The organism is Enterobacter sp. HG048 (genome assembly GCF_024702055.1).
Classification (GTDB): Bacteria; Pseudomonadota; Gammaproteobacteria; order Enterobacterales; family Enterobacteriaceae; genus Enterobacter; species Enterobacter dykesii.
Genome location: NZ_JANLIZ010000001.1, coordinates 247,136 through 265,573, shown reverse-complemented (window position 1 = coordinate 265,573; position 18,438 = coordinate 247,136). Strand labels below are relative to the sequence as shown.

At 56.0% G+C, this 18,438-nt stretch carries 19 protein-coding genes; 8 read left to right on the top strand and 11 right to left on the bottom strand.

Features of this window, described 5'->3' with window-relative positions; genetic code table 11:
* From gspF to gspC, 4 genes are read right to left on the bottom strand one after another with little or no spacing between them, the layout of a single operon-like run.
* Positions 1–1,209: a type II secretion system inner membrane protein GspF gene (gene gspF / locus NUX24_RS01325; RefSeq protein WP_257829448.1), complete on the bottom strand. Its 1,209-nt coding sequence runs from the start codon at positions 1,207–1,209 to the stop codon at positions 1–3.
* Positions 1,209–2,687, bottom strand: coding sequence for a type II secretion system ATPase GspE (gene gspE, locus NUX24_RS01320; RefSeq protein ID WP_257829446.1), 1,479 nt, complete (start codon positions 2,685–2,687; stop codon positions 1,209–1,211). The genes gspF and gspE overlap by 1 nt, the downstream gene beginning before the upstream one ends.
* Before the next feature lie 12 nt (positions 2,688–2,699).
* On the bottom strand, positions 2,700–4,625 hold the full coding sequence (gene gspD / locus NUX24_RS01315) for a type II secretion system secretin GspD (protein WP_047653146.1): 1,926 nt from the start codon (positions 4,623–4,625) through the stop codon (positions 2,700–2,702).
* Positions 4,626–4,638: 13 nt separating this feature from the next.
* Positions 4,639–5,370: a type II secretion system protein GspC gene (gene gspC, locus NUX24_RS01310; RefSeq protein ID WP_214576404.1), complete on the bottom strand. Its 732-nt coding sequence runs from the start codon at positions 5,368–5,370 to the stop codon at positions 4,639–4,641.
* A gap of 299 nt (positions 5,371–5,669) precedes the next feature.
* Between gspC and NUX24_RS01305 the strand changes: the two genes are divergently transcribed.
* A complete protein-coding gene (locus tag NUX24_RS01305) occupies positions 5,670–7,244 on the top strand; it encodes an ExeA family protein (protein WP_257829444.1) in 1,575 nt (524 codons plus the stop codon).
* Positions 7,244–7,828 (top strand): hypothetical protein, encoded by a 585-nt coding sequence (locus NUX24_RS01300; protein ID WP_257829442.1) that lies wholly within the window; start codon positions 7,244–7,246, stop codon positions 7,826–7,828. The genes NUX24_RS01305 and NUX24_RS01300 overlap by 1 nt, the downstream gene beginning before the upstream one ends.
* A gap of 18 nt (positions 7,829–7,846) precedes the next feature.
* Here the strand turns inward: NUX24_RS01300 and NUX24_RS01295 are convergent, their stop codons facing one another.
* The 3 genes from NUX24_RS01295 to NUX24_RS01285 form a co-directional block, all read right to left on the bottom strand.
* On the bottom strand, positions 7,847–8,470 hold the full coding sequence (locus tag NUX24_RS01295) for a helix-turn-helix domain-containing protein (RefSeq protein ID WP_047653151.1): 624 nt from the start codon (positions 8,468–8,470) through the stop codon (positions 7,847–7,849).
* A gap of 257 nt (positions 8,471–8,727) precedes the next feature.
* A complete protein-coding gene (locus NUX24_RS01290; protein ID WP_214576299.1) occupies positions 8,728–9,558 on the bottom strand; it encodes an N-acetylmuramoyl-L-alanine amidase in 831 nt (276 codons plus the stop codon).
* Positions 9,555–9,878, bottom strand: coding sequence for a heavy metal-binding domain-containing protein (locus tag NUX24_RS01285; RefSeq protein ID WP_023310944.1), 324 nt, complete (start codon positions 9,876–9,878; stop codon positions 9,555–9,557). Before NUX24_RS01285 ends, NUX24_RS01290 begins: the two co-directional genes overlap by 4 nt.
* A gap of 97 nt (positions 9,879–9,975) precedes the next feature.
* Between NUX24_RS01285 and NUX24_RS01280 the strand changes: the two genes are divergently transcribed.
* The 6 genes from NUX24_RS01280 to artJ all read left to right on the top strand — a co-directional run bounded on the left by NUX24_RS01280 (position 9,976) and on the right by artJ (position 14,496).
* On the top strand, positions 9,976–10,494 hold the full coding sequence (locus NUX24_RS01280) for a lipoprotein (protein ID WP_047653153.1): 519 nt from the start codon (positions 9,976–9,978) through the stop codon (positions 10,492–10,494).
* Between the two features lie 226 nt (positions 10,495–10,720).
* Positions 10,721–11,449 carry an arginine ABC transporter ATP-binding protein ArtP gene (artP, locus tag NUX24_RS01275; protein ID WP_047061479.1) on the top strand — a complete coding sequence of 243 codons (729 nt, stop codon included), beginning with the start codon at positions 10,721–10,723 and terminating at the stop codon, positions 11,447–11,449.
* 19 nt (positions 11,450–11,468) lie between these two features.
* Positions 11,469–12,200, top strand: a complete 732-nt coding sequence (gene artI / locus NUX24_RS01270) for an arginine ABC transporter substrate-binding protein ArtI (protein ID WP_033145049.1) — start codon at positions 11,469–11,471, stop codon at positions 12,198–12,200.
* Positions 12,201–12,206: 6 nt separating this feature from the next.
* Positions 12,207–12,923, top strand: a complete 717-nt coding sequence (gene artQ / locus NUX24_RS01265; RefSeq protein ID WP_025756069.1) for an arginine ABC transporter permease ArtQ — start codon at positions 12,207–12,209, stop codon at positions 12,921–12,923.
* Entirely contained in the window at positions 12,923–13,591 is a 669-nt protein-coding gene (gene artM / locus NUX24_RS01260) for an arginine ABC transporter permease ArtM (protein ID WP_023310940.1), read from the top strand. Before artQ ends, artM begins: the two co-directional genes overlap by 1 nt.
* Positions 13,592–13,764: 173 nt before the next feature.
* A complete protein-coding gene (gene artJ, locus NUX24_RS01255; RefSeq protein WP_047653154.1) occupies positions 13,765–14,496 on the top strand; it encodes an arginine ABC transporter substrate-binding protein ArtJ in 732 nt (243 codons plus the stop codon).
* 67 nt (positions 14,497–14,563) lie between these two features.
* On the opposite strand, the gene NUX24_RS01250 is transcribed toward artJ, so the two are convergent.
* The 4 genes from NUX24_RS01250 to NUX24_RS01235 all read right to left on the bottom strand — a co-directional run bounded on the left by NUX24_RS01250 (position 14,564) and on the right by NUX24_RS01235 (position 18,438).
* Entirely contained in the window at positions 14,564–16,033 is a 1,470-nt protein-coding gene (locus NUX24_RS01250; protein ID WP_257829431.1) for an ATP-binding protein, read from the bottom strand.
* A complete protein-coding gene (locus NUX24_RS01245) occupies positions 16,017–16,724 on the bottom strand; it encodes a response regulator transcription factor (RefSeq protein WP_257829429.1) in 708 nt (235 codons plus the stop codon). The genes NUX24_RS01250 and NUX24_RS01245 overlap by 17 nt, the downstream gene beginning before the upstream one ends.
* Before the next feature lie 72 nt (positions 16,725–16,796).
* On the bottom strand, positions 16,797–17,924 hold the full coding sequence (gene rlmC / locus NUX24_RS01240) for a 23S rRNA (uracil(747)-C(5))-methyltransferase RlmC (RefSeq protein ID WP_257829427.1): 1,128 nt from the start codon (positions 17,922–17,924) through the stop codon (positions 16,797–16,799).
* 40 nt (positions 17,925–17,964) lie between these two features.
* A complete protein-coding gene (locus tag NUX24_RS01235; RefSeq protein ID WP_024907853.1) occupies positions 17,965–18,438 on the bottom strand; it encodes a YbjO family protein in 474 nt (157 codons plus the stop codon).

Below are 18,438 nucleotides of genomic sequence, written 5' to 3'. Positions count from 1 at the left end.
TTAACCCACCATATTATTAAGTTGAAGAAGCGGTTGTAATATTGAAAGAACGATAAATAAGACAACGGTCGCCATAGTTACTACCAGTGCCGGCTCAAATACCGACAGCGTTAACGTAATTCGATGCTGTAATGCAGATTCCTGGTTTTCCGCCGCACGATCCATCAACGAGCCCAGCTCGCCGCTCTCCTCCCCGGACGCCACCATGTAGAGCATGGTGGGTGGGAAAATTCTCGCCTGTTCCAGCGCGTTGTAGAGGGATGCCCCCTGGCGCACGGTGTCCGCCGCCTGCTCAAGCACCTGCCGGGCATAGAGGTTTTCAATCCCGTCCATCGCGATGTACATCCCCTCCAGCAACGGAACGCTGCTGGCCTGCAAAATACTCAGCGTGCGGATGTAGCGCGCGCTGTTGATGGCGCAGACCAGTTTTTTCAGCGGCGAATTTAGCAACAGCCACCGATGATAAACAAATCGGTTCTTTTCTTTTTTTATCCAAAATTTAAAGCTCGCCGACGCCCCGAACAGGCCGCCGGCGATAACGATGCCCCAGGCCTGTAAAAAGTCGCTCACCGCAATCAGCGTGCGGGTGGTCACCGGCAGCTCTTGTTTCATGTGGGTGAACTGGTCGATGACCTGAGGCACCACGGCGACCAGCAGAATGGAGATCACCGCGATCGCCACCACCGTCAGGGTGATGGGGTAGACCATCGCCTGGGTGAGCTTGCTTTTCATCTTCTGGCGCTGCTCGTTGTACTCGGCGAGCTTTTCCAGCACGCCGCCGAGATGGCCGGTCTTTTCACCGGCCATCACCAGGGTGCAGTAGAGCTTGTCGAAGCTGCGCGGAAACTGGCTGAAGGCGTCGAACAGCGTGTGACCTTCCACAATCTTGTCGCGGACCTCGGTCACCATCGCCGCCAGGGTTTTATCTTCCGTCTGCTTCGCAATCGCCCTCAGCGCACTCTCCAGCGGCAGCGCGGCATTGACCAGCGTCGCGAGCTGTCGGGTAAACATCGACAGCACCGGAATCGACAGTTTTGCCCCTTTACGGGCGTTTTTTCCCGCCGCCGGATCGCTGGTCGGCGCAATGTTCACCGGCATCAGCTTCTGTTCGCGCAGCATCTGGCGCACCTGCTTTGGCCCTTCGGCCTGCAGGCTGCCGCGCTGGGTTTTCCCCGCGGCGTCCGTCGCGGACCATGCATACCAGGCCATTACGCATCCCCCCCGCGCTCGGCGGTGACACGCATCACCTCTTCCAGCGAGGTCACGCCGGAGATCACCTTCAGCAGACCGTTTTCACGCAGGCTGTAGGCCTCTTTGAAAAGCTGCGTTTCGATGGACATCTCATCTTTGTCTTCATGGATCGCTCGGCGCATGGCGCTGTCGACCACCAGAAATTCGTGGATGCCTGCGCGTCCCTGGTAGCCGCTCTGGCGACACTGTTCACAGCCCGCGGCGCGATAAATCGCTTTCGGCGGCGTTTCCATAAAGGTGAACAGCGCTTTCTCATTGTCATCCAGCGGACTGGTCGTGCGGCAGTGCGGACACAGCCGACGCACCAGACGCTGGGCAATGACGCCAAGCAGCGACGAACCAATTAAAAATGACTCCAGCCCCATATCGCGCAGACGGGTAATGGCGCCCGCCGCACTGTTGGTATGCAGCGTAGACATCACCAGGTGACCGGTGAGCGAGGCCTGTACTGCGATTTGCGCGGTTTCACCGTCACGAATTTCCCCGATCATCACCACGTCCGGGTCCTGGCGCAGAATGGCGCGCAGTCCGCGCGCAAAGGTCATGTCCACGCGCGGGTTGACCTGGGTCTGCCCTACCCCTTCCAGTTCATACTCGATCGGATCTTCCACGGTCAGAATGTTACGTTCATGACCGTTAAGCGCCGACAGCAGCGCGTACAGGGTGGTACTTTTCCCCGAACCGGTCGGGCCGGTCACCAGGATGATGCCGTGCGGACGTTCAATCAGTCCCTTTAACTTCACCAGCTCTTCGTCAATCAGACCGAGCTTGTTGATGTCCGGCTTAAGGTTGCTCTTGTCCAGCAGACGCATCACCACCCGCTCGCCATACTGGGAAGGAATGGTGGAGACACGCACGTCAATGGCCTTGCGGCCAATGCGCAGGGAGATACGGCCGTCCTGGGGGAGACGTTTTTCGGCGATGTCCAGTTTGGACATCACTTTGATACGCGACACCAGCAGCGGCGCGAGCTTGCGCGCCGGCTGCAGCACCGGACGCAGCACGCCGTCAACGCGAAAACGAATGCTCAGGGTGCGCTCGAAGGTCTCGATATGAATATCGGAGGCCCCCTCCTTCACCGCTTCGCCCATAATGGCGTTGATCAGGCGGATCACCGGCGAGTTCTCGTCGTTATCGAGCAGATCTTCGTTGTCCGGGATCTCCTCGGTTAACGCCATCAGGTCAATATCGGCGTCCATGTCGTCCACAAGCTGCTGCGAGACGCCGCTGTTCTGCTGCCAGATATTGGTCAGCAGTTCGTCAAACGCGTCCGCCGTCAGGATCGTCGGGGCATAGGAGCGCCCCAGCACGCGGCGCATCTCCAGCAGGGCATACGCCTGCGCATCGTCGCGGATATAAACCTCATTGTTATAGAACAGGGCCCCGTTCTCTTTCGCCCAGGTGCTGGTACAGAGCGCATTACTCATCTCGGTCATATCGCCTCCGCCTTACTCTTTAAAGGGGTTGCGGGACGACACCGGCGCACTGGCGCTCACCGGCGCGGCGTGGTTCTGGGACGGATAGGCTGGCAGCATCGGTGAATCAGCATTCTCTACGATGCCCAGCTTGTGCTCTTCCATACGCTGCTGCTGACGCGCCTGGATCTGTTCATATTTCTCTTCCGACACCGCGCCGTAGTTGTCGTCGTCGCGCAGTACGGTGGTGTGGATAAACACCATCAGGTTACGTTTGGCGCTGTCCTGGGAGGTATAGCGGAACAGCTGACCCACTACCGGAATATCGCCCAGCAGCGGGACTTTCGAGACCGACTGTTTGGTGGCGTTTTCCATCAATCCCCCCAGCACCACCGTCTGCCCGCTGTGGACCATCACTTCGTTGTTGATGGTGCGCGTGTTAAAGGTTGGGCCGAGGCTGGCGTCTTCCGTCGCGCTGTTGTCGACGCTGGAGACCTCCTGCTCAATCTTCAGGTGGATCATGTCGCCGTCGTTGATTTGCGGAACGATTTTAAGCTTGGTACCGACGGTCTTACGCTCAACAGAGTTGAAGACGTTATCGCCGCTGGTGGTCTGTGAACCGGAGAGGACCGGAACATCCTGGCCGACGTTGAACGACGCCTCTTTGTTATCCAGCGTCACCACGCTCGGTGTCGACAGAATGTCGTTTTTGCCGTTAGTGGACAGCGCCGTCATCAGCGCGCCAAAGTCGCCGTTAAAGAAACCGGTCGCCAGGCCCGTATAGCTGCCAATGACTTTTGACTTCTTGATCTGGCTGATCGGCAGGCCGGTCGAACCAAACTGAACCCCACCGTGTTTACCGGTCCACTGCACGCCCAGATCCAGACCGTTACCGTCCTGAACTTCGGCGATGATCGCCTCCACCAGCACCTGCGGACGGCGGATATCCAGCTTGTCGATCACTTTTTCCAGTGAATTCATGACGTTTGGCTGGGCGGTGATCACCAGCGAATTGGTAGACTCGTCGGCGGTAATATTCAAATCGCCTGCCATCGGCGCGGCTTTGCTCTTGCCGCCACCCGCTTTATCTTTCAGCTGCTCGCCGATGCCCGTCAGCACCGGCACCACTTTGCTGGCGTTGGCGTATTTCAGGTAGAAGACGCGGGTGTTGCCCTCGTTGTTCTGCTCGCGATCGAGCTGGGAGATCAGCATTCGGGTGCGCTGACGCGCGTCCGGGCTGCCGCTGATCACCAGGCTGTTGGTTTCATCGTCGGCGACCACTTTGGTCGCCAGCTGCGGGGCGTTTTGCCCTTTCTGCTCTTCGTTGTTGAGGTTGTTCAACATGTCAGAAAGCTCTTTGGCCGAGGCAAAACGCAGTGGCACGATTTCACGGCGCTGGACGCCGCTTTGATCCACACGCTGCACCAGATCCACCAGGCGGTTAACCACCGAGGCTTTGCCGGTTAACAGCAGCACGTTTGACGGTTCAAAATGGACCACGTTGCCGATGCCGGAGGCGTCGTTCAGCTGACGCAACAGGGGGGCCAGCTCACGTACCGGGACGTTCTCCATCCGCACCACGCGAGTGATGATTTCGTCGCCTTTACCAGGGTTTTTGCTGTCGGCAATCGGTGCGCCCGACATGCGGGCCACCGACGAGCGCACGACTTTCACCATCCCGTTATCCATCGGGATCACCGACAGACCATAGAGATCCAGCACGCTCAGGAAGAACTGGTAATATTCATCTTCCGTCAGTACGTTGTAGGTGCGGACCGACACCGTTCCCTGAACGGAAGGATCGACCAGAATGGTTTTATTGAGGTTACGCCCAACGGTATCGATAAATTCGCGGACATCGGTATTTTTAAAACTGGCGCTAAAGTTCGCCGCGAACAGCGAACCTGAATATAACGACAATGCGGTCAGCGCTACGCACGCCCATGGAAATTTCTTCATGTCTGTACACTTATTAATTGTTTAGAACATTGACCCGAATATTTTCAAGGTGAGCGTGACGCCGAATAATGACATCCGCTTCTTTCATTTTTGACCAGCGGGCAACGATCTCTTTTGCCTGCGCCTCTTTAGTCATATCCACATCGTCAACTTTTACCACCACATCACCTTTTTCCAGGCCAGCATGGCTGTAGAAAGACGACGCATTGCGTGGATTAATGTTGTAGCCTTCCAGCTGGCCTTTTTCGATTAACGGTTTTAACACCAGATAATCATCCAGATGCAGATTATCCAACCCTGCATCTTTCTTCGATTTGGTTACCGGGGCGCTATCCACGCCGCCTTTGAAATAGTCTGGCTTGTTAAGTGAAATAACCTGCGGTGCGCCTTCATAATTCACCACCACATTATCGGCATGAATTTCGGCAATATAGGCATTGTCAAAACCGGCGAGCATTTCGCCCTCGCGATAGCTCTTTTGTCCGGCGGGGGTTTTTATCACCGCAAAGGACAGCCAGGCTTCATCGCTGCTGAGAATACCTTCGATTTCCGCACTGAGCGGCTTTTTCACCGCCGCTGGCTGTTTCGCAGGCATCACCGCCGGCGTAAAAAGTACAAACTGGGTTTCATCGTGACTTTTTTTTTGCGTATTCTTTTTTGAATCAGACAACCTGTTCGTCACTTTCTTATAATCTTTATAAACCATATACCCTTGCTGGCCGCAGAAAATAAGCAGCACAAACATGACGCAGGGCATAATCAATTGAGTAACAAATGACATCCGCATTTTTAACGAGCCTTTCTGCCAGTCAGTAATTCACAGCACAGGGCTGTATGAGTGAGTGGTGCAAATGCTAATGTGTTTCCTCGCTCCCGCCCATTAACACTTCCGCTAACAATAATTTAGAAAAAGATTGATCGCTAAATAAACCTATGATAGAAGCGCAGACCGAGTATTTTTACCCTCCATTCAAATTGCCCCTTCCGCCTGTATCCTTTACTTTTCCGGCTCCTTGTTATGAATAAAAGAGACGGTAATACGCTATGTATATGCGCCATTTTAATTTCGCTACCCAGCCTTTCCGGGTTGTCACCCGGATGCCAGGTGATTTTTTTGTTCCGTATCATCAGGATGTGTTCGGTTTGCTGAAAGAGAAGTGCCAGACAACAGGCGTCACCGCGCTCTTTAGCGACGACAGCTATCTTGCCTCGCAGTTTTGCGATGCGCTGAAAAAGCATGACGGCACGCTGCTCGCCATTAACGCCTTCCCGAAACTCAGCGCCAACGGCCTGCTCTATAAACTCAACACCACCACCAATGAGAGCAAAACCCGGATCCAGGCGATTGATGCTGTGCTGCGCCAGTGGCAGGACGAGATGTTGTCCCGCAAAACCACGCGTAAAGTACTGGTCATTTCGCATATTCAGTCGATGAAAGCGAATTGCCATGACGCACTGTCCATGCTGTTAACCCGCGCGCAGGAGCTGGATGTGCCTCTGTCGATTGTGCTAATGGGATCGGCCGACCAGGAAGCCACCCTCCTGCAGTCCGGGTTGCGTGAATCTCTTCATACGCATCACACGCTCCGGCCCCTCACCTGCCGCGAGTCCCTGAGCTATGTTCAGGCCCAGTGTGAAGCGCATGGCAGCGACGCGACGCCGTTCACCCGGGCCCGCATGCGCAAGATGCACGTTCTGACCAAAGGACAGGCTGGCAAACTCAACGAGCTGGCGCACCTTGCGATGCTAGCCGCCTGGACCGAGCGTTCAGCGCAGGTATCGCCGCGCCATCTGCGCCTCGCCGCCGGAGAAGTTCTGCCGGCGAAACCGAAGGGCAAACGCCTTGCCGTTATGGGTCTTTTTGCCTCTGTACTGTTTGCCGCCTGCGGCTGGACATTCATGCCCACCCTTACCGCCAGGCTGCCGGTAGAGCTGCCCGTAATGGCGAGCTGGAAACCGCAAGCGCCAAAAACCGACGCCCCAGCGGTGCCGGTTATTGATAATGAAGTGGTGAATAAGCCCGATGCGATGCATCAGCTCTATACCATGTGGGGTTATGACGCCACCATGGAAGAGGCAAACTGCCAGAATGCCGGGCGGGTCAACCTGATGTGTAAGGAGGGCAGCGCGCCGGTCGAGGAGTTGGCGAAAGAGGGGTACCCGTGGATCGGCGAGATCAAAACCGGCGATCACCTGAACTATGTCGTGGTGGCCAGAGTAGATGATAACTCGCTGGATCTGCTGATGAATAATCGCACCTGGCAGGTGAGCCGCAGCTGGTTTAACCAGCATGCAACGGGCAATTACACCCAATTGCACCGTCTTACGCCGCAGGGGAAAGATGCCGTGAGCGCCGAAAGCAGCGCCAAAGATCTGGGCTGGATGGATCGGCAGCTTAGCCTGGCGCTGAATCTGCCCGAAACCCACGCAAAGGTGTGGACCGCCGAACTGATGCAACGTACCCGCGAGTTTCAGCAGAAAATGCATCTGCATGTGGACGGGATTGCGGGTGAAGATACATTGATGCAGTTAATGCGTGAAGCCAGGACAACGCCAAGCGTACTTATTCAGTCCGCAAATATATCTGCGGCCCCCACCGCGCAGGAGAAGCATTCATAATGTCGACGATTACTCTGGCTGCCCAGCGCAGCTATACCCTGAACGCACCGGTCTGGTTTTCTTACCGGCGCCCCTCGCTGAAAAAAGTGGTCTGTTCCACCCTGATCTGGGCGATGGGAATAGTGATGACGATCGCTGCGGGACTCTACGCTCATCTCTACTGGGATCTGCGCCATCCGGTACCTGAGCCAATAAAAGCGAGCGCCGTTAAGCCAGAAACGACGCTATCGGATATGCATTATGTCTATGTCAGTAAACCGTTCCCGCAGCCTGAACCAAAGCAAGAACCTGTGACAAAAGAGATGCCGCCGCTGCAGGAGATGCCCATTGATAGCGGCGATGCCGACTGGCAGCAGGCGCCCGACGGTGAAATGCCGCATGATATTTCCCGGGAGACATTGCCAGGGACAGAGGTGAACCATCAGAACGTTGATGACGGGGCGATCAAGGCATTATTAATGAAGGCGTTAAAAGAACAGGAAAAAGATTATTCGCAGGGGAAAATGCCCACGCCTCCCGAGGAGGAAACCACGGCAGGAACGCAGGCAAATAATTCACTGAAACATATCGCCCCTTTCACTTAAAAAGGAGTTGGAAAGCGATTAATATTTCTCCGGCAGTGCTGACAAATGCATTAGACGACCTTTGTCCACCTGAATGTAATTACCTTTCTTCAGGTCGGCGAGAATTTTAATAATGGTACTCCTGGCCAGGCTGGTATATTCCTGAATATAGTCGTAAATATTGATGTCGCGCTGATGGTGTACCATCAGTTCGTTAATTTCCAGCAAGAATTCGCGAACAATCGAGTACGCGCTGCGGGCCACCAGCACTTCGTCACGCTTGCTGAGCAGGCAAACGTACCAGGAGAGGACTTTACTCAAGGCTTCCCACAGATTTTTTTCGCTCATCAGACGGAAAAAATCCTCTTTTTTAAGGGTGCGCACCACGGTATTGGCACGAACCAGGCCGTACATATGCGTTGAGTTGTAATAAATAGAGGAGAGACCAAAAATACATTTATTCTGTAAGGTGAACATACACAGTTCATCCGACTCGCGACGAAATTCAACTTCACCGCTAACGATAAAATGAATATCTTCGTTGTTATCGGTACTGATACGCTGCCATTTGCGTAAGGTTCTTTCTTCAAGACCTTCAGTTGCCGCGATAATAGCGTCGATTTCAGCTTGTGGACGGCTATTTTTACCATAGATACTTAACATAGTTATACCTATTAAATTAAATTGAAAAGGTGAACGTGCGCAATCACAGCGCATAAATGCGTAGTCCATTTAACAAATGTAAAGTAAAGCTAAAACGTTAGCAGATCGGCGTTTCTTATTTATCGTGCTGATATATTTTCAACCACGTTTGCGAGTAATTTCGACTGAGAAAACTATAAATCATCAACGCGATGAATGTGATTAAAAATCAGTCCAAAAGAAGACCGTGAAAAAGTGGAGTCGGGTAACCCGAAGGATTACCCCTGCCCGTAGCGCTCCAGCAGCGCCTCCGCGATAGCCAGCGTTTCGCGATCGGCCACGCCGTCCCAGCGTGCCGGGCGAAAATGCATCTGAAACGCGACGATCACGCGCTTCTGCTGTGAGTTCGTCATGTTATCGGTCACCTCATAGCCGTATCGCGCCAGCAGATCGAGCAGCACCTGCGGCTCCACGCGCTCATCGCGCGGCTTGCCGTTCAGGTAAAACGCCACTCGTGCCGGGTCGGGCCATGCGCCAATCCCCTGCAGCGCCAGCTCACGCCACGGGAACAGCGGGCCGGGATCGTCTTTGCGCTGCGGGGCGATGTCCGAATGGGCCACCACATTTTCAGGTTTGATGTTGTAGCGGGTGATAATGTCTTTGGCGAGCGGCACCAGCGCCGCAATTTGCGCAGGCTCAAACGGGGTAAATTGCTTAACGCCCGACGTTTTTTGCCAGCCACGGTTCTCAAGCTCAATGCCGACAGACGTATCGTTAATCCGGTTGGTGCCGCGCCAGAAGCTGATGCCCGCATGCCAGGCCAGTTCGCTTTCAGGCACCAGCTGCCAGATGCGCGGTTTGCCGTCCGGTGCCGGGGGGTTAGCCGGAATCAAATAGTGAGAGCTGACGTTCTTATCCGTCAGCGTGGCCAGCGAGCTGTCAAAGTCATCCGCGGTGTAGTGGATCACCAGCACCTTGATGCGCGGGTAAGCCGCCTGCGCCTGATGGCGCGTGTCCAGCTCGTAGGCACCTTTGTCGATAATCCCTTTTTCCGTGACGCATCCTGCCAGCAGCAGCGCCAGCAGGAGCGTGGCAAGCGAACGCCTCATCGGAGGGTTTTCACCGCCGTACCGCTTACGCTCACCATCAGCATGCTGGCATCTTTCCCGACCGTTTCGTAGTCGATGTCAATCCCCACGACCGCGTCCGCACCGAGGGCTTCCGCCTGCTCGCCGAGCTCTTTAAAGGCGATTTCACGCGCTTTGCGCAGCTCTTTTTCGTATGCACCCGAGCGACCGCCCACGATATCGCGGATACCGGCAAAAAAGTCACGGAAGATATTGGCGCCGAGAATCGCTTCACCGGTGACCACGCCGCAATACTCGGTTATTGTCTGCCCTTCCAGGGTTGGCGTTGTAGAAAACTGCATGGTTTCTCTCCTTCTTTAGCGTTCAATGCCTTAGGCACAGCATTATCGGTTCGTTACGCTATGATTGAAAGGATAGTTAATAAATAAGGAAATCAACATGCGCTATTCTGCTTTAACACTTTTCGTGCCCTGCGCGCTGGTGCTCAGCGCCTGTACCACCACGGTCACGCCAGCCTTTAAGGATATCGGTACCCGCAGCGGCCCCTGCATTGAGGGCGGCCCGGACGCCGTGGCGCAGCAGTTCTATGATTATCGCATTCAGCACCGCAGCAACGATCTCACCGGCCTGCGCCCGTATCTGAGCGATGGACTGGCAAAACTGCTTAACGACGCCACCCGCGATCCGCAGCATAACGCCCTGCTGAAATCCGACCCGTTCTCCAGCCGCGCCACGCTGCCGGACAGCGCTGAAGTAGCCAGCGCGTCGACCATACCGAACACGGATGCCCGCAATATTCCGCTGCGCGTGAAGCTGACGCAGGGAACCCAAACCTGGCAGGATGAAGTGCTGATGATCCGTGAAGGACAGTGCTGGGCGGTTGACGACGTGCGCTACGTGGGCGGCAGCGTCCATGCCCCGGCAGGCACGCTTCGCCAGTCGATTGAGAATCGCTAAACCCGCCGATACAACCCGGTAACCCCCGTAAAATGTGCGGCATTTCATGCGGAATGCCGACATTTATACTCGCCGACCTTACCGTTCGCTATTTTGTGCTATGTTTAAGAGGAAACACGGGTTATATTTAACTTTTAACGCAGAAATATTGCATAACTATTCTGTCAACGGTACTATCTGCGGCCTCAATTGCTATAGATTGCCTGGATGAGTAAAGACTGCCCCGATGAGTATTAAACTAAACGGCATTAACTGCTTCTACGGCGCACACCAGGCGCTGTTTGACATCACGCTGAACTGCCCGGAAGGCGAAACGCTGGTTTTGCTTGGCCCAAGCGGTGCAGGCAAAAGCTCCCTTCTGCGCGTCCTTAATCTGCTTGAAATGCCCCGTTCAGGTACGCTGGCGATTGCCGGTAACCATTTTGACTTCGCAAAAACGCCGTCTGATAAAGCGATTCGCGAACTGCGTCAAAACGTCGGCATGGTCTTCCAGCAATACAATCTCTGGCCGCATCTGACCGTCCTGCAAAACCTGATTGAAGCGCCGTGCCGCGTGCTGGGGCTAAGCAAGGATCAGGCGATCGCGCGCGCCGAAAAGCTGCTGGATCGTCTGCGTCTTAAGCCATACAGCGACCGCTTTCCGCTGCACCTTTCCGGTGGTCAGCAGCAGCGCGTAGCCATTGCCCGCGCGCTGATGATGGAGCCTGCGGTACTGCTGTTTGATGAACCGACCGCGGCGCTGGACCCGGAAATCACCGCCCAGATCGTCAGCATCATTCGCGAGCTGGCGGAAACCAATATTACGCAGGTTATCGTTACCCACGAAGTGGAAGTGGCGCGTAAAACCGCCAGCCGAGTGGTCTATATGGAAAACGGCTATATCGTTGAGCAAGGTGATGCGAGCTGCTTCGCGAACCCGCAAACCGATGCCTTCAAAAACTATTTATCTCATTGATTGTGTCAGGGGAAATATAATGAAAAAAGTATTACTTGCCGTGCTGCTTGCTGGCGTTACCCTTTCCGCTACCGCAGCCCAGACCATTCGTTTCGCCACGGAAGCCTCTTACCCTCCGTTTGAGTCCATTGATGCGAATAACAAAATTGTTGGCTTCGACGTTGACCTGGCTAACGCCCTGTGTAAAGAGATCGACGCGACCTGCACCTTCAGCAACCAGGCGTTCGACAGCCTGATCCCAAGCCTGAAGTTCCGCCGTATCGACGCCGTCATGGCCGGTATGGACATTACCCCGGAGCGTGAAAAGCAGGTTCTGTTCTCTACGCCTTACTACGACAACTCCGCCCTGTTCATTGGTCAGAAAGGTAAATTCACTTCTGTCGATCAGCTGAAAGGCAAAAAAGTCGGCGTGCAGAACGGCACCACGCACCAGAAATTCATCATGGATAAACATCCGGAAATCACCACCGTTCCTTATGACAGCTACCAGAACGCGAAGCTGGATCTGCAAAATGGCCGTATCGATGGCGTATTTGGTGATACCGCGGTTGTGACCGAGTGGCTGAAAGCGAACGACAAGCTGGCGCCAGTGGGCGACAAAGTGACCGATAAGGATTACTTCGGTACCGGTCTGGGGATTGCCGTTCGTCAGGGCAACACTGAGCTGCAGCAGAAATTCAACGCTGCGCTGGAAAAAGTGAAGAAAGACGGCACCTACGAAACCATCTACAAAAAATGGTTCCAGAAGTAATTCCTGATGAATGAAATTTTTCCTTTAGCAAGCGCCGCCGGGATGACCGTCGGCCTTGCCGTTTGCGCACTGATTATCGGCCTCGTGCTGGCGATGTTCTTTGCGGTGTGGGAATCCGCGAAATGGTTCCCCGTCGCCTGGACAGGCTCCGCGCTGGTCACCGTGCTGCGTGGGCTACCGGAAATTCTGGTGGTCCTGTTTATCTATTTCGGTTCCTCACAGCTGCTGCTCACGCTGTCTGACGGCTTCACCCTCAATCTCGGCTTTGCGCAGATCCCGGTGCAGATGCAGATTGAAAACTTCGACGTCAGCCCGTTCCTGTGCGGCGTGATTGCCCTCTCCCTGCTCTACTCCGCGTACGCGTCGCAAACGCTGCGCGGAGCGCTGAAAGCCGTGCCGCAGGGGCAGTGGGAGTCCGGCCAGGCGTTAGGCCTGTCGAAATCAGCCATCTTCTTCCGTCTGGTTATGCCGCAGATGTGGCGCCATGCCCTGCCGGGCCTCGGCAACCAGTGGCTGGTGCTGCTGAAAGATACCGCGCTGGTGAGCCTGATAAGCGTTAACGATCTGATGCTGCAAACCAAAAGCATCGCCACCCGTACCCAGGAGCCGTTTACCTGGTACATTGTGGCGGCGGCTATCTACCTGGTGATCACGTTGCTCAGTCAGTACATCCTCAAGCGTATTGACCTGCGTGCGACGCGCTTTGAACGGAGACCAGGCTGATGCTTGAATATTTCCCCGAGCTGATGAAAGGGCTGCACACCAGCCTGACGCTGACCGTGGCGTCCATTATCGTGGCGCTGATCCTGGCCCTCATCTTCACCATCATCCTGACGCTGAAAACGCCGGTGCTGGTGTGGATTGTGCGCGGCTACATCACCCTGTTTACCGGTACGCCGCTGCTGGTGCAGATCTTCCTGATTTACTACGGCCCGGGCCAGTTTCCGTCGCTGCAGGAGTATCCGGTTATCTGGCATCTGCTCTCTGAACCGTGGCTGTGTGCCCTGATTGCCCTTTCGCTGAACAGTGCGGCCTATACCACCCAGCTGTTCTACGGGGCGATCCGCGCCATTCCGGAAGGACAATGGCAGTCCTGCGGGGCGCTGGGCATGAGCAAGAAAGACACGCTGGCGATCCTGCTGCCATACGCCTTTAAGCGCGCGCTCTCCTCTTACTCCAACGAAGTGGTGCTGGTGTTCAAGAGTACCTCTCTGGCCTACACCATCACCCTGATGGAGGTAATGGGTCACGGACAGCTGCTGTACGGGCGCACCTATGACGTGATGGTGTTCGGTGCGGCAGGCGTGGTCTATCTGGTGGTTAACGGCCTGTTGACGCTGATGATGCGCCTGATCGAGCGTAAAGCGCTGGCGTTTGAGCGCAGAAATTAACCACTCGAGTGCATAAAACTAAATTCATGAAGCGGGTAACCTGATGGGTTATCCGCTTTTTTTTGCCAGATAAATAATACTTAATCATTTTTATTGCATATAAATTCATTAACTGGCATTGTACATCCATGCCGCAGACACGGCGCATCAATAAGACAGACGGGAGTATTACAATGAAAAAGTTAGTTCTGGCCGCATTACTCGCCACCTTCGCCGCTGGCGTATCCGCAGCTGATAAAATCAATTTTGGCGTGTCCGCCACCTATCCGCCGTTCGAATCGCTGGATGCCAGCAACCAGATCGTGGGCTTCGACATTGACCTGGCGAAAGCGCTATGCAAACAAATGCAGGCCGACTGCACCTTTACCAACCATGCCTTCGACAGCCTGATCCCGTCGCTGAAGTTCAAAAAATACGACGCGGTGATCTCCGGGATGGACATCACGCCTGAGCGCAGCAAACAGGTGGCGTTTACCGACCCGTACTACGCCAACTCGGCGGTGGTGATTGCGAAGAAAGGCGCGTATACCTCTTTCGATCAGCTGAAAGGCAAACGCATCGGAATGGAAAACGGCACCACGCACCAGAAATACCTCCAGGATAAGCATCCGGAAGTGAAAACCGTGGCTTATGACAGCTACCAGAACGCGATTATCGACCTGAAAAATGGCCGTATCGACGGCGTGTTCGGCGATACCGCCGTGGTGAACGAATGGCTGAAAACCAACCCGCAGCTGGGCACCGCAACGGAAAAAGTGACCGATCCGCAGTACTTCGGTACGGGCCTCGGCATCGCGGTACGTCCGGATAACAAAGCCCTGCTGGAAAAACTGAACGGTGCGCTGAAGGCGATTAAAGCGGACGGCACCTACCAGAAAATCAGCGAGCAGTGGTTCCCGCAGTAAGATTTTTTTGCCGGGTGGCTCGGCCTACGGGGGTGGTAGTCTGTAGGCCGTGCCACCCGGCAATTTCTCACAACGGCACAAAGAACCTGAACCGCGCCCCGCTCACCGACTCCATCAGCCTGATCCCGCCGCCGTGCAGCTCCAGCATACGTTTCACGATTAACAGCCCCAGCCCACCGCGATTCTCCCGCGATGCCTGGGTATTCAACGCCGATGGCCGCTGGAAAAGATCGTCGCGCAGCGCGGCATCCACGCCCGTTCCGCTGTCAGCCACTTCAACCTGAAGCCGTTCATTCTCCTGCCAGACCGCCAGACGAATTTCCCCACCAGATGGCGTATGGCGCATCGCGTTATCCAACAGGTTGGTTACCACGCGTTCGATCATCGACACGTCGGCGTTAATCAGCGGCAGCGGTCCCGGCACGTCAATATGCAGATTCACCTCGCGCGTGCGGGCGGTGAGCTCAAACTTCTGCGCCACGTCGGAAATCAGCTCCCCCATCGCGAAACGCTCGCGCTGCGGCTTAATGCCGCCGTGCTCAAGGCGCGCCAGCTCGAACAGCTGCTGCGAAAGATGACGGACTTTTTGCCCCTGACGCAGCGCGGTGGTGAGATACTGCTGGTGCTCCTGCGGCGTCAGCGTGGCGGACTTCAGCGACAGGGTTTCCAGATAGCCCAGCAGCGAGGTCAGAGGCGTGCGTAAGTCGTGCGAGATATTGGCGATAAATTCCCGGCGCTGGCGATCGCTGTCAGCCAGTTGGTCCCACTGGCGGGTGATTTTGCGCGCCAGCTCGATAAAACTGTTGCGCAGGATCGCCACTTCATCCTTTGCCGCCGCGTCCGACGGCTGTGCCGCCAGCTGCCTGATAGCACTGATGCTGTCCTGCTCCAGCCCGGCGACTTCGACAGTCAGCTGTTTTACCGGGCGCGTGACCCAGTACCAGACCAGTAAACCTGCCAGCAGGCCAAACAGCGCGACCCACAGCATTGACCACAGCACCGTGCTCCACAGCGCCTTGTGCCAGGCCATTTCCGCCAGGGTGTTGGACTCCTCGCCTTGTAAAATAATGTACAGGTAGCCTTTTAACTCGCCGTCCTGCCGCAGCGGCGTGGCGCTAAAGACCTTTTTATTTTGACTGCGAGGATCGTCGCCCAATACCGGCATGGGCGCGCCGCTCAGGAAGCTCTGCACCGGCGCCAGGTCGATTTTTTGCCGCTGAATATGACCCGGCGGTGCGGCATCGGCGAGGATATCGCCGTCCGGGGAGACGACGTACAGCTCAACGCTCGGATTAAAGGTCATCAGCCGATCGAACAGCGGCTTAAGTGCCGTTCGGTCGACCCTGCCCTGCCCGTCCAGAATCGGTTCCCGCTGAACGATCTGCTGCGCCAGCCCGCCCGACAGCCGCTGCACCATCGCGTTACCGTACTGCGTACTGCTGTAGAGCTGTACCGCGCAGGCGACGGTGGCGCAGAGCATCATCAGCAGGATGAACAGCAGCGTCAGGCGCTGGCTCAGGCTAAAGCGGCGCATCATGATTTGGCTCCGAAAATTTATAGCCCTTGCCCCAGACGGTGCGAATAATCTCCGGCTCAGCGGCGTCCTTCTCAATCTTGATGCGCAGGCGGTTGATATGGGTATTGACGGTGTGCTCGTAGCCTTCGTGCTGGTAGCCCCAGACCTGCTCCAGCAGCGCCAGACGGGAAAAGACCTCGCCGGGATGACGGGCAAAAAAGTACAGCAGCTCGAATTCACGCGGGGTGAGATCCACCACATGGCCGCGAAGCAGCACGCTGCGCGCCAGCGGATCGATGGTCAGACCGTGGGCCTGAATTTGACCGTCGGTTTGCGCATGCCCCATCGCCTGCTGGCGGCGGAACAGCGCTTTGATGCGCGCAATGAGTTCCTGCACCGAAAACGGCTTAGCCAGATAATCATCGGCGCCGGTTTCCAGCCCGGTGATGCGGTCGGTTTCGCTGCTGCGGGCGCTGATGATGATCACCGGCAGGTAGCGCGTCATCTGACGGATACGGCGGCAAATCTCCAGACCGTCAACGCTGGGCAGCATCAGGTCGAGGATCACCGCATCCCACGGCTGTTTTTCAAGACGCAGTAAGGCCTTGCCTCCGTCGGGCTCGTGGGTGATGGCGTAGCCTTCGTCTTCTAAATTGAGTCGCAGAAGCGCCGCGATATCGTGGTCGTCTTCCACCAGCAGGATCTGCTTCATGGGTAAGCCTTTATTGATTTCTTATGACGTAAGCTTACCTGATTTCGCAGGAATGAAGAGTTCACATTTTGTTTAAGACTTCACGAGCAGCGTCAGCACTTCATAATGCGCGGTATGCGGGAACATATCGAAAAGCTGAACGCGTTCAATGCGGTAGCCCGGCAGGCTGGCGATGTCTTTCGCCATGGTCTGGGCGTTACAGCTGGAATAGACGATGTACTCGGGCGCCATCTGGCTCAGGTAGTCGCACAGCGCCTTGCCGATGCCGCGGCGCGGCGGGTTGACCAGCACCAGCTCCGGCACGTTGCCCTGGCCGGTCGCGAACTGCGTGGAGTCGAGCGCCTGGAAGTGCAGATTCGTTAACCCCAGCTGGGCGGCGGACTGTTTCGCGCAGGCAATCGCTTCGGCAGAGATCTCAATGCCGGTGAGCTGCATTTCTGGCGTCGCGCAGTGCAGGCCAAAGCCGCCCACGCCGCAGAAGAGATCCCACATATGCTGGATGTTTAACGCACGGACCCAGTCGCGGGCGGTGGCGTACAGGCTGCTTGCCACGGTCGGGTTAGTCTGGAAGAAGCTTTGCGGGCGGATCCACAGCGGTACGCCGTTGAAGCTTTCGGCCAGCGCGTGCTGGTCGGTGAAGAAAATCTCTTTCTCCCCTTCCATGATCGCCATATGCACCGGCTGAACGTTTGCCGTAATGACCTTCAGCTGCGGCAGCTGTTCCTGCAGCCACGGCAGCGCCGCGCGCAGCTGCTCCAGCTTGGCTTCCGAGCGCAGCACGAAGCGCAGCATCATACCGCCGTCGAGTTGGCTTTCGGTCAGCAGAAGATATTTCAGCTCGCCGCGCCTGCGGGCCACGCTGTAGGGCGTTAACCCTGCCCGCGCGATAAACGGTTTCAGGGCGGCAAAGACGGGCCCAAAGGAGGCGGGATAGAGCGGGCAGTCGGTTAAATCTTCCGGCGTGCCGTCGCGGTGCAGCATCCCCAGCAGCGGTTTTTCAACGCTGCCGCTGACCACCATTTTGGCTTTATTACGAAAGGCCTGCTCCGGGCCGCTGACGGGTGCGCACCATTCGCCCACCGCGTGCGCTGCCAGCAGCTGTTGCAGGTCGGCCATTTTGGCGGTGAGTTGTTGAGAGACCGGCTGTTCTATCCACTGACAGGAGCGGCAGCATCCGGCGTCATAGAGTGCGCACTGCATATGAAAACCTCAAGAATCACGAGGGCTGCGATTATACACATTATTGCAGGCGGAAGAACCGCCGACTGGAGGCGGGAACAAACAGCAGGAACAGAACCAGCATGTCCGGCAGTTTTTGCATAAACAGCGCGCGCAGGATCTCGCGTTTGGATTCACCGGCAATGCTGAACAGCTCCGGGTAGCCGTATCCCAGCGAGGCGGCCCACAGATAGCTGGCGGCGGTAATTTGCGTCAGCAGATAGACCCAGCGCGCCCAGTTGCGCCCTTTGACCAGCGAAAACGCGCAGTAGATCTCGATAAACACCAGCACCAGGCTGCTCAAAAAGACCAGCGTCAGATTCCACGTCTGCACGCTGCGGTGAATGAATTCACCGATGCCGCGCACGCCCAGGGTGTTCAGAATCATCAGCACGTCCAGGCAGCGGATCATAATAATGGCGAGCGCCGCCACCTGAACCAGTGCAGGTACGTTAGGACGCGCGTGCGTAATACGTGATTTTTTTAATAATCCCAA

Excerpts from the sequence above, each read along its gene's own strand:
- gspF (WP_257829448.1), bottom strand. The coding sequence starts at position 1,209 with ATGGCCTGGTATGCATGGTCCGCGACGGACGCCGCGGGGAAAACCCAG.
- gspE (WP_257829446.1), bottom strand. The coding sequence starts at position 2,687 with ATGACCGAGATGAGTAATGCGCTCTGTACCAGCACCTGGGCGAAAGAG.
- gspD (WP_047653146.1), bottom strand. The coding sequence starts at position 4,625 with ATGAAGAAATTTCCATGGGCGTGCGTAGCGCTGACCGCATTGTCGTTA.
- gspC (WP_214576404.1), bottom strand. The coding sequence starts at position 5,370 with ATGTTTGTGCTGCTTATTTTCTGCGGCCAGCAAGGGTATATGGTTTAT.
- NUX24_RS01305 (WP_257829444.1), top strand. The coding sequence starts at position 5,670 with ATGTATATGCGCCATTTTAATTTCGCTACCCAGCCTTTCCGGGTTGTC.
- NUX24_RS01300 (WP_257829442.1), top strand. The coding sequence starts at position 7,244 with ATGTCGACGATTACTCTGGCTGCCCAGCGCAGCTATACCCTGAACGCA.
- NUX24_RS01295 (WP_047653151.1), bottom strand. The coding sequence starts at position 8,470 with ATGTTAAGTATCTATGGTAAAAATAGCCGTCCACAAGCTGAAATCGAC.
- NUX24_RS01290 (WP_214576299.1), bottom strand. The coding sequence starts at position 9,558 with ATGAGGCGTTCGCTTGCCACGCTCCTGCTGGCGCTGCTGCTGGCAGGA.
- NUX24_RS01285 (WP_023310944.1), bottom strand. The coding sequence starts at position 9,878 with ATGCAGTTTTCTACAACGCCAACCCTGGAAGGGCAGACAATAACCGAG.
- NUX24_RS01280 (WP_047653153.1), top strand. The coding sequence starts at position 9,976 with ATGCGCTATTCTGCTTTAACACTTTTCGTGCCCTGCGCGCTGGTGCTC.
- artP (WP_047061479.1), top strand. The coding sequence starts at position 10,721 with ATGAGTATTAAACTAAACGGCATTAACTGCTTCTACGGCGCACACCAG.
- artI (WP_033145049.1), top strand. The coding sequence starts at position 11,469 with ATGAAAAAAGTATTACTTGCCGTGCTGCTTGCTGGCGTTACCCTTTCC.
- artQ (WP_025756069.1), top strand. The coding sequence starts at position 12,207 with ATGAATGAAATTTTTCCTTTAGCAAGCGCCGCCGGGATGACCGTCGGC.
- artM (WP_023310940.1), top strand. The coding sequence starts at position 12,923 with ATGCTTGAATATTTCCCCGAGCTGATGAAAGGGCTGCACACCAGCCTG.
- artJ (WP_047653154.1), top strand. The coding sequence starts at position 13,765 with ATGAAAAAGTTAGTTCTGGCCGCATTACTCGCCACCTTCGCCGCTGGC.
- NUX24_RS01250 (WP_257829431.1), bottom strand. The coding sequence starts at position 16,033 with ATGATGCGCCGCTTTAGCCTGAGCCAGCGCCTGACGCTGCTGTTCATC.
- NUX24_RS01245 (WP_257829429.1), bottom strand. The coding sequence starts at position 16,724 with ATGAAGCAGATCCTGCTGGTGGAAGACGACCACGATATCGCGGCGCTT.
- rlmC (WP_257829427.1), bottom strand. The coding sequence starts at position 17,924 with ATGCAGTGCGCACTCTATGACGCCGGATGCTGCCGCTCCTGTCAGTGG.